At 60.0% G+C, this 15499-nt stretch carries 13 protein-coding genes and 2 pseudogenes; 1 reads left to right on the top strand and 14 read right to left on the bottom strand.

All coding sequences use genetic code 11. The annotated features are described in order from the left end of the window. Nucleotides 1-33 precede the first annotated feature (33 nt). The 4 genes from H4V98_RS20330 to H4V98_RS21620 form a co-directional block, all read right to left on the bottom strand. The gene (locus H4V98_RS20330; RefSeq protein ID WP_280757186.1) at nt 34-1638 is read right to left on the bottom strand and encodes an IS66 family transposase; all 1605 of its coding nucleotides are present in this window, start codon (nt 1636-1638) and stop codon (nt 34-36) included. Nucleotides 1639-1775: 137 nt separating this feature from the next. Continuing rightward, complete coding sequence (tnpB, locus tag H4V98_RS20325) at nt 1776-2123, bottom strand: IS66 family insertion sequence element accessory protein TnpB (RefSeq protein ID WP_280757187.1); 348 nt, start codon at nt 2121-2123, stop codon at nt 1776-1778. Further along, on the bottom strand, nt 2120-2515 hold the full coding sequence (locus H4V98_RS20320; protein WP_280757188.1) for a transposase: 396 nt from the start codon (nt 2513-2515) through the stop codon (nt 2120-2122). Before H4V98_RS20320 ends, tnpB begins: the two co-directional genes overlap by 4 nt. 105 nt (nt 2516-2620) lie before the next feature. Further along, entirely contained in the window at nt 2621-2749 is a 129-nt protein-coding gene (locus tag H4V98_RS21620; RefSeq protein ID WP_348535241.1) for a transposase, read from the bottom strand. Nucleotides 2750-2752: 3 nt separating this feature from the next. Here H4V98_RS21620 and H4V98_RS20315 point away from each other — a divergent pair. Next, nucleotides 2753-3361, top strand: a pseudogene (locus tag H4V98_RS20315) (IclR family transcriptional regulator C-terminal domain-containing protein); the annotation flags it as partial. Between the two features lie 309 nt (nt 3362-3670). Here the strand turns inward: H4V98_RS20315 and H4V98_RS20310 are convergent. The 10 genes and pseudogenes from H4V98_RS20310 to H4V98_RS20265 all read right to left on the bottom strand — a co-directional run bounded on the left by H4V98_RS20310 (nt 3671) and on the right by H4V98_RS20265 (nt 15437). After that, nucleotides 3671-4495, bottom strand: a complete 825-nt coding sequence (locus H4V98_RS20310; RefSeq protein ID WP_196864777.1) for a M55 family metallopeptidase — start codon at nt 4493-4495, stop codon at nt 3671-3673. Nucleotides 4496-4534: 39 nt separating this feature from the next. Next, the gene (locus H4V98_RS20305) at nt 4535-5593 is read right to left on the bottom strand and encodes a P1 family peptidase (RefSeq protein WP_196864803.1); all 1059 of its coding nucleotides are present in this window, start codon (nt 5591-5593) and stop codon (nt 4535-4537) included. Between the two features lie 18 nt (nt 5594-5611). Further along, entirely contained in the window at nt 5612-6523 is a 912-nt protein-coding gene (gsiD, locus tag H4V98_RS20300; RefSeq protein WP_196864778.1) for a glutathione ABC transporter permease GsiD, read from the bottom strand. 7 nt (nt 6524-6530) lie between these two features. Next, on the bottom strand, nt 6531-7451 hold the full coding sequence (gene gsiC, locus H4V98_RS20295; RefSeq protein WP_196864779.1) for a glutathione ABC transporter permease GsiC: 921 nt from the start codon (nt 7449-7451) through the stop codon (nt 6531-6533). Between the two features lie 93 nt (nt 7452-7544). Next, nucleotides 7545-9104: a glutathione ABC transporter substrate-binding protein GsiB gene (gene gsiB, locus H4V98_RS20290; protein WP_196864780.1), complete on the bottom strand. Its 1560-nt coding sequence runs from the start codon at nt 9102-9104 to the stop codon at nt 7545-7547. Between the two features lie 77 nt (nt 9105-9181). Further along, on the bottom strand, nt 9182-11077 hold the full coding sequence (locus tag H4V98_RS20285; RefSeq protein WP_196864781.1) for a dipeptide ABC transporter ATP-binding protein: 1896 nt from the start codon (nt 11075-11077) through the stop codon (nt 9182-9184). 66 nt (nt 11078-11143) lie between these two features. Next, nucleotides 11144-12076, bottom strand: coding sequence for an isoaspartyl peptidase/L-asparaginase (locus H4V98_RS20280; RefSeq protein ID WP_231374892.1), 933 nt, complete (start codon nt 12074-12076; stop codon nt 11144-11146). A 50-nt stretch (nt 12077-12126) separates the two neighbouring features. Beyond that, nucleotides 12127-13068, bottom strand: a complete 942-nt coding sequence (locus tag H4V98_RS20275; RefSeq protein ID WP_231374888.1) for a MurR/RpiR family transcriptional regulator — start codon at nt 13066-13068, stop codon at nt 12127-12129. 191 nt (nt 13069-13259) lie between these two features. Beyond that, a pseudogene (locus H4V98_RS20270) lies at nt 13260-13854 on the bottom strand (IS3 family transposase); the annotation flags it as partial. A gap of 599 nt (nt 13855-14453) precedes the next feature. Then, entirely contained in the window at nt 14454-15437 is a 984-nt protein-coding gene (locus tag H4V98_RS20265; protein WP_196864784.1) for a LysR family transcriptional regulator, read from the bottom strand. Nucleotides 15438-15499 lie beyond the last annotated feature (62 nt).

The following is a 15499-nucleotide window of genomic DNA, read 5'->3' as shown; positions in this document are numbered from 1 at the left end:
GTAGCGAAATCGGTGGACAGGCCGTGGCCCGCATCAGGCTGCGCGCGCCATGTCCTGCGTTTGCTGGGCTGCTGGCCACGCAGGCCGGAGCCGCTCGGCCACCCGCCAGGGCAGCAACTCGTCAATCCGGTTGATCGGATGGTCGGCAATGCGCTCCAGCACATGGTGCAGGTAGGCCTGGGGATCAATGCCATTGAGCTTGCACGAGCCGATCAGGGTGTAAATCACGGCGGCGCGCTCGCCGCCGGCGTCTGAGCCAAAGTGCAGGTAATTCTTACGCCCGAGGACGACTGCGCGCAGCGCCCGCTCGGCCGCGTTGTTGTCCATCTCGATGTGCCCGTCGTCCACGAAACGCGTGAGCGCCTGCCAATGGTTCAGCGAGTAACCAATGGCCTGCGCCATGGACGACTTGGCCGAGAGCTGGCCAAGGGCGTCATGGAGCCAGCCGTGCATCGCCTCGACCAGGGGTTTGGCGCGGCTTTGCCGCTGGCGCCGGCGTTCCTCTGCGGGCTTGCCCCGAATGTCTTTCTCGATGGCGTACAGCACCCCGATGCGCAGCAGCGCCTGATGGGCCAGCGTGCCGGGCATCTCGTCCTGTCCCTTGTGGATTTCATAGTACTTTCTCCGGGCATGAGCCCAGCAAGCCGCTTCGACGACCTGGCCATCGGCAAACAGGGCGTCGTAGCCCGCGAACGCGTCGGCCTGCAAGGTGCCGGCAAAGCCCGCGAGGTGGCCCCTGGGATGCTCGCCTTTGCGGTCCGGGGAATACTGAAACCACACCGCTGGCGGCGACGCATCGCCGCTTGGCCTGTCATCGCGCGCGTACACCCACAGCCGGGCCGTGCGGGTCGTGCCACGGCCCGGGCTGAGCACCGGCACGGGCGTGTCATCGGTGTGGATCTTGCCCGCCCGCAGGACGTAGCGGCGCACGGCATCGGCCAAAGGCTGGAGCAGCCGCGCCGCGCCGGCCACCCAGTCCGCCAGCGTGGAGCGCTCAAGCACCACGCCCTGGCGGGCGTAGATCTGGCTCTGGCGGTACAGCGGCAGGTGGTCGCAGAACTTGCCCACCAACACCTGCGTGATGAGTCCGGCGCCTGCCAGGCCACGATCAATGGGACGGCTCGGCGCGGAAGCCTGCACGATCGTGTGACAGCGGACACAGGCGAGTCTGGGGCGCACGTGGCGCACGACCCGGAAGCTGCCAGGCTGGTACTCCAGCACTTCGGAGGTGTCCTGGCCAATTTGGCGCAGTTCGGTGCCGCACCCCGGGCAAGTGCAGTCGCTTGATGCGAGGTGAATCATCTCCTGGCGCGGCAGATGCCCGGGCAGTTGGCGGGGGGCGGTGCGGCGGGAAGCGGCCTGGCGCTTTTTGCGGGCGTCCTCAAGGTCGGCGACGGGGGCGCCTTGCAAGGCCTCCCCCGCGTCACCCGCTGGCACGAGTGCCACGCCAGGCGCCTGCACTTGTGACTGGGCGCTGTCCACCTTCTCGCTCGAGCGCCCGTAGCGCATGCGCCTGAGATGGAACAGCTCCAGCGTGAGTTTGTCGATGGCCAGGCGCAGCGCGCCGATCTGCTCGTCACGCTGCGCGACGCCTTGCTTCAAGGCATCGATTTGTTGCAGCAGCGCGTGTGAACTCATGGGCGCCACTTTGCCAGCAAAACCGGCACGCCAAAAGAAGGGGTTTCACGGTTGCGGGTAGCCCCCGCATGTGGTGTTACCTCCACCCGGCTCCCCGTGCGCGCCCCTTCGGCAGAGCAGGTCATCCGTTCATGAACTCAGGCAGCGAGCGTGGGCTGCCAGGTGCGCACCGGCATGCGCCAGTCGATGCCTTCGAGCAGCATGGACAACTGCGCCGGGCTCAGCGAGACCGCCCCGGCGTCGGCCTGCGGCCAGACGAAGCGGCCCCTCTCCAGGCGCTTGGCAAACAGGCACATGCCCTGGCCGTCCCACCACAGCAGTTTGACGATGTCACCGCGCCGGCCCCGAAAGACAAACACATGGCCCGAGAAGGGATCTTGCGCCAGCGCGCCTTGCGCCAAGGCGGCCAGGCCGTCAAAGCCTCGGCGCATGTCCGTCAGGCCAGCGGCCAGCCACACGCGCGTGCCCGCCGGCAGGCCGATCACGGCGCGTCCCGCAGGGCCTGGAGCACGCAGCGCACACTGGCCGGATCGACGCTGCCGCGCAGTCGCACGCGCGCGCCGCCCACTTCAATCTCGATGACGCCGGCCGCCGGTGCCCGCACCGTTGGCGCTGGCAAATCGATGACCGCGCTTGCCGGTGGCAAGGGATCCATCGTGACCGGCAGCAGTACGGCCTGCGTGACGGGCTTGAGCCGCGCCGGGCGGCCAGATTGTGCGCGCCGCCACTTGAACAGCAAATTGGCATTGATGCCGTGCGCCAGCGCGATGGCCGCGACCGAGGCGCCGGCCTGCTCGGTCAGCTTGACGAGCTTGCGTTTGAAGGCTGCGCTGTGTCTGCGCTTGGTGGCCTTGAGGGGATCTTTGGGAGGTTCCATGACGGTGTGCACTTGTCCGGGTTGAGTGCACACCATGATGGCGTGCAACTCCCCGGATACTGCCCGGCCCATCAACCTCGCGCAAGAATGGTATTCGTCGGACGCTTACCTTGTAAGCGCGGCCATGAACTTGCCTCGAAACACCTTGGACAGCGCATGCACTGGAAATAAGAAGTCGGGCTGGCGCGCGGGCGCCGACCACTGGCCGTCCTGGGCCAGCACGCCGCAGGCCATGACCAGTGTGGGCGCTTTCGTTACGTGGCGGGCACACGGCTTGCCGCGCTTGCACAGCCGCTGGGTGTTTCCAATATTGCTATGTCGCTCCAACCCTTGTTGGCCCAAGTCAGTGCGGTTTACGGTGATGCTGCGTTTGCGGTTGTACGTCAGGGATCTTTGTCGCACTGCATTGCGCGCCATGTAGGCACGCACCCGGTGCAAATGCTGGTCATTCAAGTCGGTACACGGCAGCCACTGGGTGTGGGGGCAGCCGGACTGGCTTTGCTGGCGGCGCTGCCAGACGAAGAAGTCAGCGCCGCAATTGTTGCCAATGCACCCACCCTTGATGGCTATGGCGGCATGACGCCAGAACGTATGCAAATTCTTGTGCGCGCCACACGCGAGCGCGGTTGGTCAGTCATTGGCAACCATGCCACCCAAGGCGTGTTGGCAGTCGGCATGTCAGTGCTTAATGCCAAAGGTGCACCAGTGGCGGCGATCAGTGTGGCCTCCACCATTGATCGCATGCCGCGCGAGCGTCAGCAGCTGATTGCACGTGCCATGCGCTCGGCGCTCTGCGAATGGAGAGGGTGTGAACCTGGTTTGGTAGACTGCTTTTCTGCCCCATGATTCTGCGCGACGATGTGGTTCAGCTAATTTGACTTTCCGCACGCTGATCGGCGTTTCACCTCGGGTCCAAAGCTTGGTTATGCCTGCAAGGCGCTTTAGGAAGGCACAAGCCCGACAGCCCAGCGATTAATCCAAGAGCGCTCTGAGCATCAGGCTGTGCTCCTGCATCATCTTTTCGAAATGGCGACAGGTCAACAAATAGGCCTCGTGTCCATGGAGACATACCAAAATGACGTCAATTGGAAAGCGCATTTTTTGGTACTCAACATAGGCCTGCAAGAGGTATTGACGCTCAATGCGATAGAACCATTAACGCAACATCGTCGACATCGCTGACAGGCAGTTAATCATGCGCACGCCAGCTTCCACAGTTGGGGCCTCGAACCTGATCTGGTCACTCTTGAGGCGTACCAGGCTGGGCCACTGGCAAAACAGATCAGCCAGCGCTGGGCTTTGGGTCTCGATGCGCACACTGATCGTGCCTGAGAGCACGAAGCTTGCGGCCTGCTGAGCCATGGTGGCCGTTACGCCTGCAGCAGCCCCGGCCCGTATGGCCTTGCAGGATTCGCTTGGCGACAGACTGATGCCGCTGGTCTGGCCAGTGGCGCGCTTGGTCTGCACAAAAGTCGCATGCGGGAACAACGGCCGGTGTTCCTCGATGAAAACATCGTCGCCGCTGGCCATTACCACCGGCACGCCATACTCGCCAGCGAGCGCCCCATAAATGCCCGCCTCGCCCAGTTCGCGCTCGTTGAAATAGACTCGGCTGAAGGCAAAGCTGTTGATGGTGTGCGCCAGAATGCCCCGGCCTTTCGCCCGTGAGTGGTAGCCAACCATACAGACAGCATCTACGCCATCGTCAACGCCGGCCATCATGCTGAGGTAACGCGGCTTGCCCATGACGGCTTGGGCGCGTGGATCGAGCAAGTCGGGCGGCATGTTGCGAAAGCCGCCATGCGAATCGTTGACCAGCACTTTGGTGGCACCGGCGTCGAAGGCACCGGCAATCGCGGCATTGGCCTCATGGGTCATCAGCCGTCGGGCGCGTTCATATTCGGGATTGCCAGCGCGCACCTGTTCATGGTGAAACACACCGGCAACGCCTTCGATGTCGGTAGAAATCAAAACTTTCATGGGGCCGTCTCCAAATAGTAGGTGAACGAAGGGGCGGTATCAGGGCGCGAAGCCACCGGGCAGCAGCTCCGCAAGCCCTTGGCGCGCATGGCCGTTGCGGCCGGTCACCGCACGGGCGCACCAGAGCGCATGCAATATGGCTTGCTCGGTGCTGTCAACAACTGCCTGAAACAACCCATCTATCAGTCCGTCGTGCAGCATGGCCAGCGCTGGCATGGGCTGGTCGGCGTGCAGGGGCACCGTGTAGGCGGTCGAAAACGCCAGCGCAATGTCGCCGCTGCCATGACCAAACACGGAGCCGGTTCGCGCCAGACCCGCGCCAGCGCGCAGGGCCAGGCGGCGCAGCTGGCGTGCGTCCAGCGGGGCGTCGGTGGCAATCAGCAAAATGATGGAGCCTTTCTCAGGCTCTGCCGGCACTGCCTCACGTTTGCCGTCCACCAGACGGGCCAACCGCTCGCCCAAGGCGTGACCCGCCAAAATCAACTGGGGGAGGCGGCCAAAGTTGGCCAATACCAGTGCGCCCACTGTGTGCTGACCACCACTGTGTGCTGGCACCCGCCGCGAGGCCGTACCCACGCCGCCTTTGAGGCCAAAGCTTGACATGCCGCGGCCTGCGCCGACCGAGCCTTCCTCGACCACTGCACCCGATTGCTCGCAGGCCTGCAGGTAGTGCCGTTCGGTGACAGCCATGCGTTGAATGTCGTTGAGATAGCCATCGTTGCACTCGAACACCAGGGGGTTCACTGTGCTCAGGGCGCGACCAGTTTCAGGGTTGGCCGCAATGCACTGGCGGATCTGCGCCGTAGCGACAGCAGCGACTGAAAAGGTATTGGTCAGCGCAATCGGCGTTTCCAGCACACCGAGTTCTTCGACTTGCACCAGCCCAATACTTTTGCCGAAACCGTTGATTACCACAGCGGCGGCTGGCACGCGGTCACGGAACAGATCGCCACCGTGTGGGCGCACGACCGTTACCCCGGTTTGAACCTCGTTTTCATCGAGCGTGTGATGGCCGACGGTCACGCCAGCCACATCGGTGATGGCATTGCGAACGCCGGGCTGAAGGCTGCCGACCTGGGGCAATAAAGGGCGAGGCATCATGCTGCAGTCTGCTTTTTAAAGCCGGTCAATTTTCGGATCCAACGCATCGCGCAAGCCATCGCCCAACAGGTTGAAGGCCAGTACGGTCAGAAAAATCGCCAAGCTGGGAAACAGTGCCACGTGCGGCGCGTTGACCATGTCGGCGCGGGCCTCGTTGAGCATGGCGCCCCATTCGGGTGTGGGCGGCTGTGCCCCCATGCCCAGGAATGACAGGCTGGCTGCCGTGATGATGGACGTGCCCAACCGCATCGTGAAATAAACGACGATGGACGAGATCGTGCCGGGCAGAATGTGGCGTGTGATGATCGTCCAATCCGACGCACCAATGCTGCGCACCGCCTCGATATACGTCATCTGCTTGAGCACCAGCGTGTTACCGCGCACCAGTCGGGCAAAGGCCGGCACGCTGAACACCGCCACAGCAATCACCACGTTGACCATGCTGCTGCCCAGAATGGCAACCACGCCCAACGCCAGCAAGATGCCCGGAAAGGCGAACAGCACGTCAGAGATGCGCATCACGATGCGGTCCCACCAGCCTTCATAATAGCCAGCCATCAAGCCCAGCGCCGTGCCAATCAGTCCGCCAATCGCCACCGACGAAAAGCCGGCTGCCAACGAAATGCGAGAGCCGACCAGAATCCGGCTGAAGATGTCGCGGCCTAGCGGGTCAACGCCCAGCCAATGCTGCCAGGAAGGGGTGTCGTTGAGCTTGTCGTAGTCGAAAAAGTTCTCTGCGTCGTAGGGCGAAATCCAGGGTGCCAGGATGGCCACCAGCACGAGGACTGCGACAAATACCAGCGCCACGACGGCCACATGCTGCTTTTTAAACTTGCGCCAGAACTCGCTCCAGGGCGTGCGCACTGGCGCACTTTGCGGTGTGGTCGCATTGGGTGCGATGAGGGCGGTGGAAGAAGACTGCGTCATGGCCGACTCACTTGTAGCGAATGGTGGGGTTGATATAGCCATACAGCACATCGACAACCAAGTTGATCAAAATAAATTCGAGGGAGAACAGCAGCACCAAGGCCTGAATCACCGGATAGTCACGCATGGTCACTGCGTCGACAAGCAAACGGCCCAAGCCAGGCCAGTTAAACACCGCCTCGACGACAATGGAGCCGCCGAGCAAAAAGCCGAACTGCAAGCCCATCATGGTGACGACTGGGATCAGCGCATTGCGCAAGCAGTGCTTGAAAATTACCGTGCGCTCTTTAAGTCCCTTGGCGCGGGCTGTGCGCACAAAGTCTTCCTGAATCACTTCGACAAACGATGCCCGGGTAAAGCGTGCCATCACTGCCGCCACGGCGGCCCCCAGCGTGATCGAGGGCAACACGTAGTGCTTCCAAGTGTCAGCGCCTACCGTAGGAAACCATCCCAGTTTTACCGAAAACACCTGCATCAGCAGCATGCCAAGTGCAAAGGCCGGAAATGAAATGCCGGACACGGCAATCGTCATGCCCAGGCGATCAGGCCACTGATTGCGAAACACGGCCGAGCTGATGCCAACCGCCATGCCAAAAATAACCGCCCAGACCATGCTGGTCAGTGTCAGCAGCAGAGTCGGCATGAAGCGCTCGGCGATTTCAGTGGACACCGGCCGGCGTGTCCGCAGCGAGGTGCCCAGGTCGCCTTGTGCCACACGCTTGAAATAGGTGACGAACTGCTCGGGCAAGGGTCTATCCAGGCCGAGTTCCTGGCGAACCAGCTCGACGGTGGCTTGATCCGCATCCTGACCAGCCGCCATGCGCGCCGGGTCGCCAGGCAGCATGTGCACGAACAAAAACACCAGGATCGCCACAATCAGCAGCGTCGGCGTGAGGCCCATCAGCCGTTTCAGAAAATAGTTCAGCATGAAAAAAGTATCGCAAAAAAAATCAGCAACGTGCGCTAGCCACGGCTAACGCACGCAAAACGGCAGGCGCCTCAAGGACCAGCCAAAAGAGGCTTACTTGATCTCGATTTCCTCAGAATAGATGCTGGCGTCGGGCATCGCATAGACGCCCTTCAGGCGCTTGGCTGTGGCGTACAGCAATTGCTCGGTCACCAGGGGCGCCCAGGGCGCGTCCTTCATGATTTGCTCCTGGGCATCGCGATAAAGCTTGGTTTTTTCGGCCTCGTCCACCGATGTCAATGCTTTGGCGATGTCGGCGTCGACTTTTTCATTGCTGTAGTAAGCCGTATTGTTCAGCTTGGGTGGCCAGGCTTCCGTGGCCAGCAGTGGGCGCAGCGCCCAGTCGGCCTCACCGGTCGATGCTGACCAGCCGGCGTAGTACATGCGCACTTTCGCGGTTTTAGCATCTGGTGCGGCCTGAACCCAATCAGTTCGCTGGCCCGGCTCAAGTGCCAGCACGGTGATTTTGATACCGACTTGCGCCAGCTGCTGCTGCACAAACTGCAAGGTCTTTTGTGTGGTCGTGGTGGTGTAGGCACCCCATAAAACGGACTCAAAGCCGTTGGCATAGCCTGCTTCTTTCAGCAGTTCGCGCGACTTCTTCGGATCATACGGCCACGGGGCCATCTTGTGGGCGTACTTCACCCCTTGTGGCACGACGCCCTCCGCTGGGAATGCATAGCCATTAAAGGCAACTTTGACCAACGCTTCCTTGTTAATAGCGTAATTGATCGCCTGACGCACCTTTAAGTTGTCAAATGGCTTTTGGAGCATGTTGAAGCTGATGTAGCGCGTGACGATGGACGGACTCGCGACCAGGTTGAGATTCGAATTTTTCTTCAAGGCGTCAGCCTGTTCGTAAGGCAGTGGGAAGGCAAAGTCGGCCTCGCCGGTTTGCAGCATGGCCGCGCGCGTGCTGTTTTCCAGCACCGGTTTCCAGGTGATGGTGTCCACCTTGGGATAACCCTTTTTCCAGTAGCCGTCAAACTTTTTGCCTTTGACGTAATCCGTCTGCTTCCACTCGACGAAGGTGAAGGGGCCAGTGCCGACAGGGTTAAAAGCGATGTCTTTATTGCCGTACTTTTTCAGCGCAGCCGGCGAAATCATGGCTGCCGAGGCGTGCGCCAATGAATTGAGGAAGGGCGCGAATGGCTCTTTGAGCGTGATGCGAACGCTCAGCGGCGACTCGACTTCAACTTTGTCAATCCGGTTGAACTGGTTGATGCGGGCAAGTTTGTTGTCCAGATTGGTCACGCGGTCCAGTGTGACCTTGACAGCTTCGGCATTGAAGTCGGTGCCATCATGGAACTTCACACCTGCTCGCAGCTTGAAGGTGTAGACCAAGCCGTCCTTGGACACAGTGAAGCTCTCAGCCAGCACGGGCTGAATTTTCAGATCCTTGTCAAACTCATACAGACCCTGATAAAAGGATTTGGTGACCGCCGTGGTGAGCGTCGTGTTGGTGTTGTACGGGTCTAGTGTTTCGGGCTGGCCACCGATGGCCAGCACAGCGTCTTTGGCCGCCAGTGCAGAGCCTGCAGCGGCCAGCGTCAGCACGGCAACCACGCTGCCGGCAATCGCGCGATGGCGATATGATTTTTCACGTTTTGTCATCAAAAACTCCTGATTCAGGTTAAACAGCAGACACAAGAACTAAGAGAAACAGCCTGGTGTTGTACCCGGCCAGAAGCTCAATACACACCGGCGATGCGGTGCTGCGCCACGAAATGGCCAGGACTCACTTCAACAAGCGGTGGCACCACTGGTTCGTCACCCGCCGCGCGTATCGGGCTTGGAATATCACCGGTCAACAGTTCGTGCTTGAGATGGCGCCGGGTTGGATCGGCCACTGGAACAGCAGCCATCAGCATGCGGGTGTAAGGATGTTGCGGATTTTCGAAAATAGCGCGGCGTGGGCCGATTTCAACGATCTGGCCCAAGTACATCACCGCCACCCGGTGACTGATGCGTTCGACCACAGCCATGTCGTGCGAGATGAATAAAAACGCAATGCCCAGATCGCGCTGCAAGTCCATCATCAGGTTGACGATCTGGGCCTGAATCGTCACGTCCAGTGCCGATACCGATTCGTCCGCAATCACCACCTTGGGGTTGAGCGCCAGCGCACGCGCAATGGCGATCCGCTGGCGCTGACCGCCCGAGAATTCGTGCGGATAACGTTGGGCGGACTCAGCGGGCAGGCCGACTTTTTCGAGCAGCCAGTCCACCCGCGCTTGTGCCTCCTTGCCTTTGGCTATCTTGTGCACCAGCAGTGGCTCCATGATGGAAAAGCCGACGGTAAGACGCGGGTCCAGCGAGGCAAACGGATCCTGAAAAATGAACTGGATGTTACGGCGCAGGCTTTGCAGTGTGCTGGTCGGCATCTCGCGGATGTTTTGGCCGCCAAACTCGATGACACCGCTTTGGCTTTCAACCAGGCGCAGCAGCGAACGACCGGTGGTGGACTTGCCGCAGCCCGATTCGCCCACCAGTCCCAGCGTCTCGCCGGGTCGCAAGTCGAAGCTGATCTTTTCTACCGCGTGCACTCGGCGGGTCACGCGGCTGAACAGGCCGCTGCGGATGTCAAAGCGCGTCACCAGGTCTTTCACCTGCAAGATGGGTGCGCTGTCCTGCTTCACGGTGTCCTGTGGCTGCACAGGCTCGCGCGCAGCAGTGTCATCTTCGCGGCGCAGCAACTCGAATTTGAGCGGCAGATCCTGGCCAGTCATGGCACCCAGGCGCGGCACGGCCGACAGCAGGGCGCGGGTGTAGGGGTGTTTGGGTCGTGCAAAGACTTCTTCAGCGCCGCCTTCTTCGACCTTGTTGCCGCGGTACATGACCAGCACCCGGTCGGCCACCTCGGCCACCACGCCCATGTCGTGGGTGATGAAGACCACGCCCATATGCATTTCTTCTTGCAATTCGCGAATCAGCTGCAGGATTTGTGCCTGGATGGTCACGTCCAGCGCGGTTGTTGGTTCATCGGCAATCAGCAGTGAAGGTTTGCACGACAGCGCCATGGCAATCATGACCCGTTGTCGCATACCGCCCGAGAGCTGGTGCGGGTAGCGGTCCAACACGTTGCGGGCTTCGGGAATACGCACCAACTCGAGCATGCGCAAAGCCTCGGCGCGAGCAGCGGCGGCGCTCTTGCCTTGATGAACCTGGATTGATTCGGCAATCTGGTCGCCGGCGGTGAACACCGGATTGAGCGATGTCATGGGCTCCTGAAAAATCATTGCAATATCGGCGCCGCGAATGCCGCGCATAGCTTGCTCGCGCGCCTGCGTCAGATCCAGCACTTCACCATTTCGACGCCGAAATGCCATGCTGCCGTTGATGATGCGGCCGCCACCATGCTCAACCAGACGCATCAGCGCCAAAGAGGTGACTGATTTCCCGGAGCCGGACTCGCCCACGATGGCCAGCACCTCGCGGCGATCGACATGAAAGGAGAGATTGCGAACCGCATCGACGGTGCGTTCAGAGGTACTGAAGCGAACCGACAGGTCGTTGACCGAAACAACCCGATTTTCCGGCAGGTCCAAGACGCTAGGTGAAGAGGCTTCGGCCCTGTTGGAATGCATTGCGCTGCGCTTTGTAGAGGAAAAGAGGTGTGTGATGTGCAAAGAGCGTGCTGGTACGCAGCGATCTCAGCGAAAGATGGCTGTGTGCAGGATCTCACCGACGCGCGCCCAGCCACGGTACATGCCTTCGGTATTGAAGGGCAGGCTCAGATTGCCTTGGGCATCAACGGCAATCAGGCCGCCCCGACCGTTTAGTGTGGGCAGCACGTTCATGACCACCTCTTGAGCGGCCATGTCCAGTGACTGCCCGGCGTAGGCCATGCGTGCGCAGATGTCATAGGCGGTGGCAGTGCGTATAAACATTTCGCCGGTGCCCGTGCAGGAAATCGCTGCCGTGCGGTTGTCCGCGTAAGTGCCGGCGCCGATCAGCGGCGTGTCGCCGACCCGGCCTGGCCGCTTGTTGGTCATCCCGCCGGTGGAGGTGGCTGCGGCCAGATTGCCCTGCGCATCGAGTGCAACGGCGCCTACAGTACCAAATTTGGTGTTTTCGTCCAGCGGGGCGCTGCCGGCGGCCGCAGCGCGAAACACCAACGCCGCGCCGTCGTGGTCCAGCACGGTGGCGTTGCTGGCCAACGCGCGGTGCAATTGCACGCGGCGTGCCTCGGTCGAAAAGTAATCGGGTGTCACCAACTCCAGCCCCAGGGATGAGGCAAAGGCTTCGGCACCCTCTGCCACCAACAGCACATGTTCGCTGTGCTCCATCACGGCGCGAGCAGCGCGCAAGGGACGGCGCAAGCGGCTAACGCAAGCCACCGCACCGGCGCGCAGTGTGGCGCCATCCATGATGGAGGCGTCCAGCTCATGGGTTTCGTCGTGCGTGAAAACCGCGCCATGGCCCGCGTTGAAGAGCGGGCAGTCTTCCAGCATATCCACCGCGAGGCTGACCGCATCAAGGGCGCTGCCGCCGTTAGTCAGCAGTTGTTGAGCCTGCCGCAAAACATCCTGCAGTGCGACATGGTAAGCAGCTTCTTGCTCGGCGCTGATGTCGCACCGGCTCATGGTGCCGGCACCGCCGTGAATGGCAATGAGGGGAAGAGGTTTGGACGATGTCACGGGGAAGCCTTTGGTGGTTTTTTAGGGGTTTCGGACTGCCGTGCATTGCGGGGTAGGGGTGTGGCGTTATCCAAAGTAGCGCGCAGCCGCTCGTTATGGTCGCCGTGCAACCAGGGCAACACCGACTCGGCCAGTTGAGTTGCTGCCTTCAGTGAGTCCTTGGCGCGGTACGCGACGGCACTGCACAAGGCTTCTATCAGGGCCAGCACTGTGGCTTCGGAGTTGGCAAAGTACTGGCTTTCGGTGTGTGCGTAAAGCGCGACGCTGGCCAGAGGCGCCAGCGGTGAGGTGACACGGTCGGTCAGTGCCAGCACCGGTACGTCGGCTTCGCGGGCGCGTCGAACCAGCAAGATGGTGTCAGAAAAATAACGCGGGAAGGCAATCGCTATCAGCAAGTCTGAAGATCGCAGCCGCGTCAGCACACGTGCGCTGTAGGACGAGCTTTCTATGCTGGCCAGCAGTTGAACGTTGTTGCAGTAGAGGTCAAGATTGCGCTGCAGCAGCCCGCCCAACCAGCTGCTGGCTCCAAAGCCAATGATATAAATGCGCTGCGCGTTCAGTATGACCTCTACCGCCTGTTCACAACTCTTGGCATCAAGGGCTTGTCGTGTCATTTCTACATTACGCTGGCTTTCTTGCAATGCGTTGGCAAACACATCGGCCACTGTAGTGGGGTGTTCGAGTTGGCTGCGCAGCTTTTCGACCGGTGCCAGCGTGGCCTCAAAACCCAACACCAGTGCTGCGCGGAACTGGGAATACCCCTCAAATTCCAAGGCTCGTGCAAAGCGGTTTGCAGTCGCCACCGAAACGCCAACTGTGGCCGCCAGCTCATCGATCGGCATAGTAGCTGCCTTGAGTGGATGATCCAGCACATAGTCGGCCATCTGACGATGGGAGCGGCTTAGTTCGGGCAAGACCCGCGCAATGCGTTGCGCCATAGATGGGTTACCGGTAGAAAATTTCATCTTTAGTGTGGAACACAGTCATATAAATGACTATAAATTTACAATTTGATCAATGATAATGAAATTATCGATCATTTTCACTAAGGATCAACCCTGTAGCGGTCGTTTGCTAAACCAAGCTGAGTTATGGATAACGGAGGAAATTATTTCATCCTCAGTGGATGGTTGTGTTCAAGCTGTAATTTCCGAATGCCGCGTTGAAGCGATTGGACTTGCCGCTCGAGCTCGAGCGTTCAGGATCTGGCGGTAAATCGTTGTTGGGTTTCATGGATGCGGGAGTCTCAAGACCCATGAGTTGGTTTTTCCATTTGTACAGCACGCCCCTGCTCATGGCCAGCTTATGTGCAATGGCTTGCGCACTTGTCTGCCGGGTGCACAGCTCGATGACGGCTGCCTGCTTTAGCGCTTGAGGGCGCTGCGCGCTTTGCCGACAATGCGTTTCCTCGTTTCGGGATGCAACTCATCGACCCAGGTTACGAGCGTTTCGCGGCACGGGTATCCCATAGCCTTCAGGGTTCCAGCCAGGCAGCGATCATGGTCTAGGTAGTGCTGGGCGGCCACTTTCTTCTGTTCGTCTGAATACTTCGGCTTCGAACGCGCATAGCCCACTGGCAAATCTCGGCCTTGTTCATACTCTTGATGCCAGCTCTTCAGAGCGTTCTTGATCGGGTACCCCAGCTTGCGAATGGTCGTGCCAGTGCGTTTGCCGAGTTTTATATAGAGCTTGACGGCTCGAATGCGGTCTTCGTATGAATAAATGAACTACCTCCAAGTAGTCCAAGATTTCCGCCGCACCCCCCAACACACCAGGGACAGTGAAGAACAAGGGACAGGCGTTCTTTCCAAAAGGTAATTTGAGCTGGCACACTAAACAAAATGCTAGCCATACCATCAAATCCATGGGATGAGATATCTAAACCGTGTTTCAAAATTTGAAGTCGACGACAGCGTCAGCCATCGTTTAATTTAGTGAAGTTGCAAACATCCTGTGTGCATTTCCGTGCATACCGTTGGCAATGACGGCAGCGCGTATATCAAACATTTAAAAAATAACTTTACAAAAAGATAGCGCCAAAGATAAGTAATTGCGTTGGCATGACCCAATAGATCCGAGTCAGGCATAAAAATGGCAAGTCGACTACAGCCCAAAATTTATCTGGCTGCTGTGGCAACTAGATAACGGGGGGCGCCTCTTCTTGAGCCTGCCGCCAGTCTCCTTCAGACTGACTGCGGCTGTAGAGGTTTCTGAACTGGTCGATCTAAACCGGTCATCGAACTGTTGTCGCCGACGACAATTTAACCAGCGACATCTGCCCGGCATCTTGCAATACCCTGGATATTCGTGATTTACAGAGCGGTCACTGATTTTCGGCGGCCTTGGTCAAATCGCTCGGGGCGACAACTGGCTGACGCACCGCAGCCGCCAGCGCGGCGATCACAGCTGCTTTGGGTGAATCGCGCAGCCACGCCAAGCCGACGGGCGGCAGGCTCCAGTGCAGGGGCTGCTGCAACACCTTTGCGCCGCTGATGCTGGCCACTGCTCGCGCAATGTCGTGCGGCAGCACTGTGATGCCGCGCGGCAACTGTTGCAGGGCCGACGCAATGGTGTGCGGCGCGTAGGCCTCAAGCAGAGGGACTGGCACTGTCTGACCGGCCGCCGTAAAAATGCCGTGGATCACTTGCCGGATCGGCGTGTCGGGTGGCGGGAAAATCCAGTCCATCCCGGAAAGCTCGGCAATGTTCAGCGTGGCCTGTTTCGCGAGCCGGCCGGCACAGGATTGCGCCACCACCAGACAGGCCTGCTGCTTGTATAGCAGCTGCTGCACCAGATCGCCGTCGTTGCTGTCGTGCGAGAAGCGGCAGATGGCACAGTCCAGCGTTCGACTTCGCACTGCTTGAATAAGGTTATGGGTGGTGTCCTCATGCGCCAGTAAGGCAAGCCGGGGCCGCAAAGCGAAGAGGTGGGTCCAAGCTGCGTCCAGTGCCTGCGTCAAAACATAGGGAATGACGCCGATGCGCAGCCGACCCTGACGCCCGGCGCCAACCACCTGCAGTTCTTGCTGCAGCGTTGCGATGTCCGCCATGGCCAGCCGAGCGCGTTCCAACACGACAACGCCAGCGGGCGTGGGTTCCAGGCCGCGCCGCTGGCGAATGAACAGGGGCGTCATGAAAATATATTCGATATCAGCCAGCGCCCGCGTGACTGTAGGCTGCGTCAAGGCGAGCTGCTCGGCCACGCGGGTGATGGAGCGGTGCCGGTCCAGTTCCACCAGCAGTGCGTAATGCCGCATCTTGAGGCGGGTTTCCAGACGGTGGGCAAGCGGATCGGAGGAGGAAACCATAGTGCAACTATTGCATAGAATTTTAAGTATGCAACCATAACAAAATATGTACCTAATTCTAT

The organism is Polaromonas sp. CG_23.6 (genome assembly GCF_029892315.1).
In the GTDB taxonomy this organism is placed as follows: domain Bacteria; phylum Pseudomonadota; class Gammaproteobacteria; order Burkholderiales; family Burkholderiaceae_C; genus Polaromonas.
Note: the sequence above shows the minus strand (reverse complement) of the source record. Positions and strands in the feature narration are given on the sequence as shown.

Coding starts and splice junctions, on each gene's coding strand:
- H4V98_RS20330 (WP_280757186.1), bottom strand. CDS start 1,638: ATGAGTTCACACGCGCTGCTGCAACAAATCGATGCCTTGAAGCAAGGC.
- H4V98_RS20320 (WP_280757188.1), bottom strand. CDS start 2,515: ATGGAACCTCCCAAAGATCCCCTCAAGGCCACCAAGCGCAGACACAGC.
- H4V98_RS20305 (WP_196864803.1), bottom strand. CDS start 5,593: ATGCCTCGCCCTTTATTGCCCCAGGTCGGCAGCCTTCAGCCCGGCGTT.
- H4V98_RS20310 (WP_196864777.1), bottom strand. CDS start 4,495: ATGAAAGTTTTGATTTCTACCGACATCGAAGGCGTTGCCGGTGTGTTT.
- H4V98_RS20265 (WP_196864784.1), bottom strand. CDS start 15,437: ATGGTTTCCTCCTCCGATCCGCTTGCCCACCGTCTGGAAACCCGCCTC.
- H4V98_RS20275 (WP_231374888.1), bottom strand. CDS start 13,068: ATGGCGCAACGCATTGCGCGGGTCTTGCCCGAACTAAGCCGCTCCCAT.
- H4V98_RS20285 (WP_196864781.1), bottom strand. CDS start 11,077: ATGCATTCCAACAGGGCCGAAGCCTCTTCACCTAGCGTCTTGGACCTG.
- H4V98_RS20280 (WP_231374892.1), bottom strand. CDS start 12,076: ATGAGCCGGTGCGACATCAGCGCCGAGCAAGAAGCTGCTTACCATGTC.
- gsiB (WP_196864780.1), bottom strand. CDS start 9,104: ATGACAAAACGTGAAAAATCATATCGCCATCGCGCGATTGCCGGCAGC.
- H4V98_RS21620 (WP_348535241.1), bottom strand. CDS start 2,749: ATGGCCTGCGGCGTGCTGGCCCAGGACGGCCAGTGGTCGGCGCCCGCG.
- gsiD (WP_196864778.1), bottom strand. CDS start 6,523: ATGACGCAGTCTTCTTCCACCGCCCTCATCGCACCCAATGCGACCACA.
- gsiC (WP_196864779.1), bottom strand. CDS start 7,451: ATGCTGAACTATTTTCTGAAACGGCTGATGGGCCTCACGCCGACGCTG.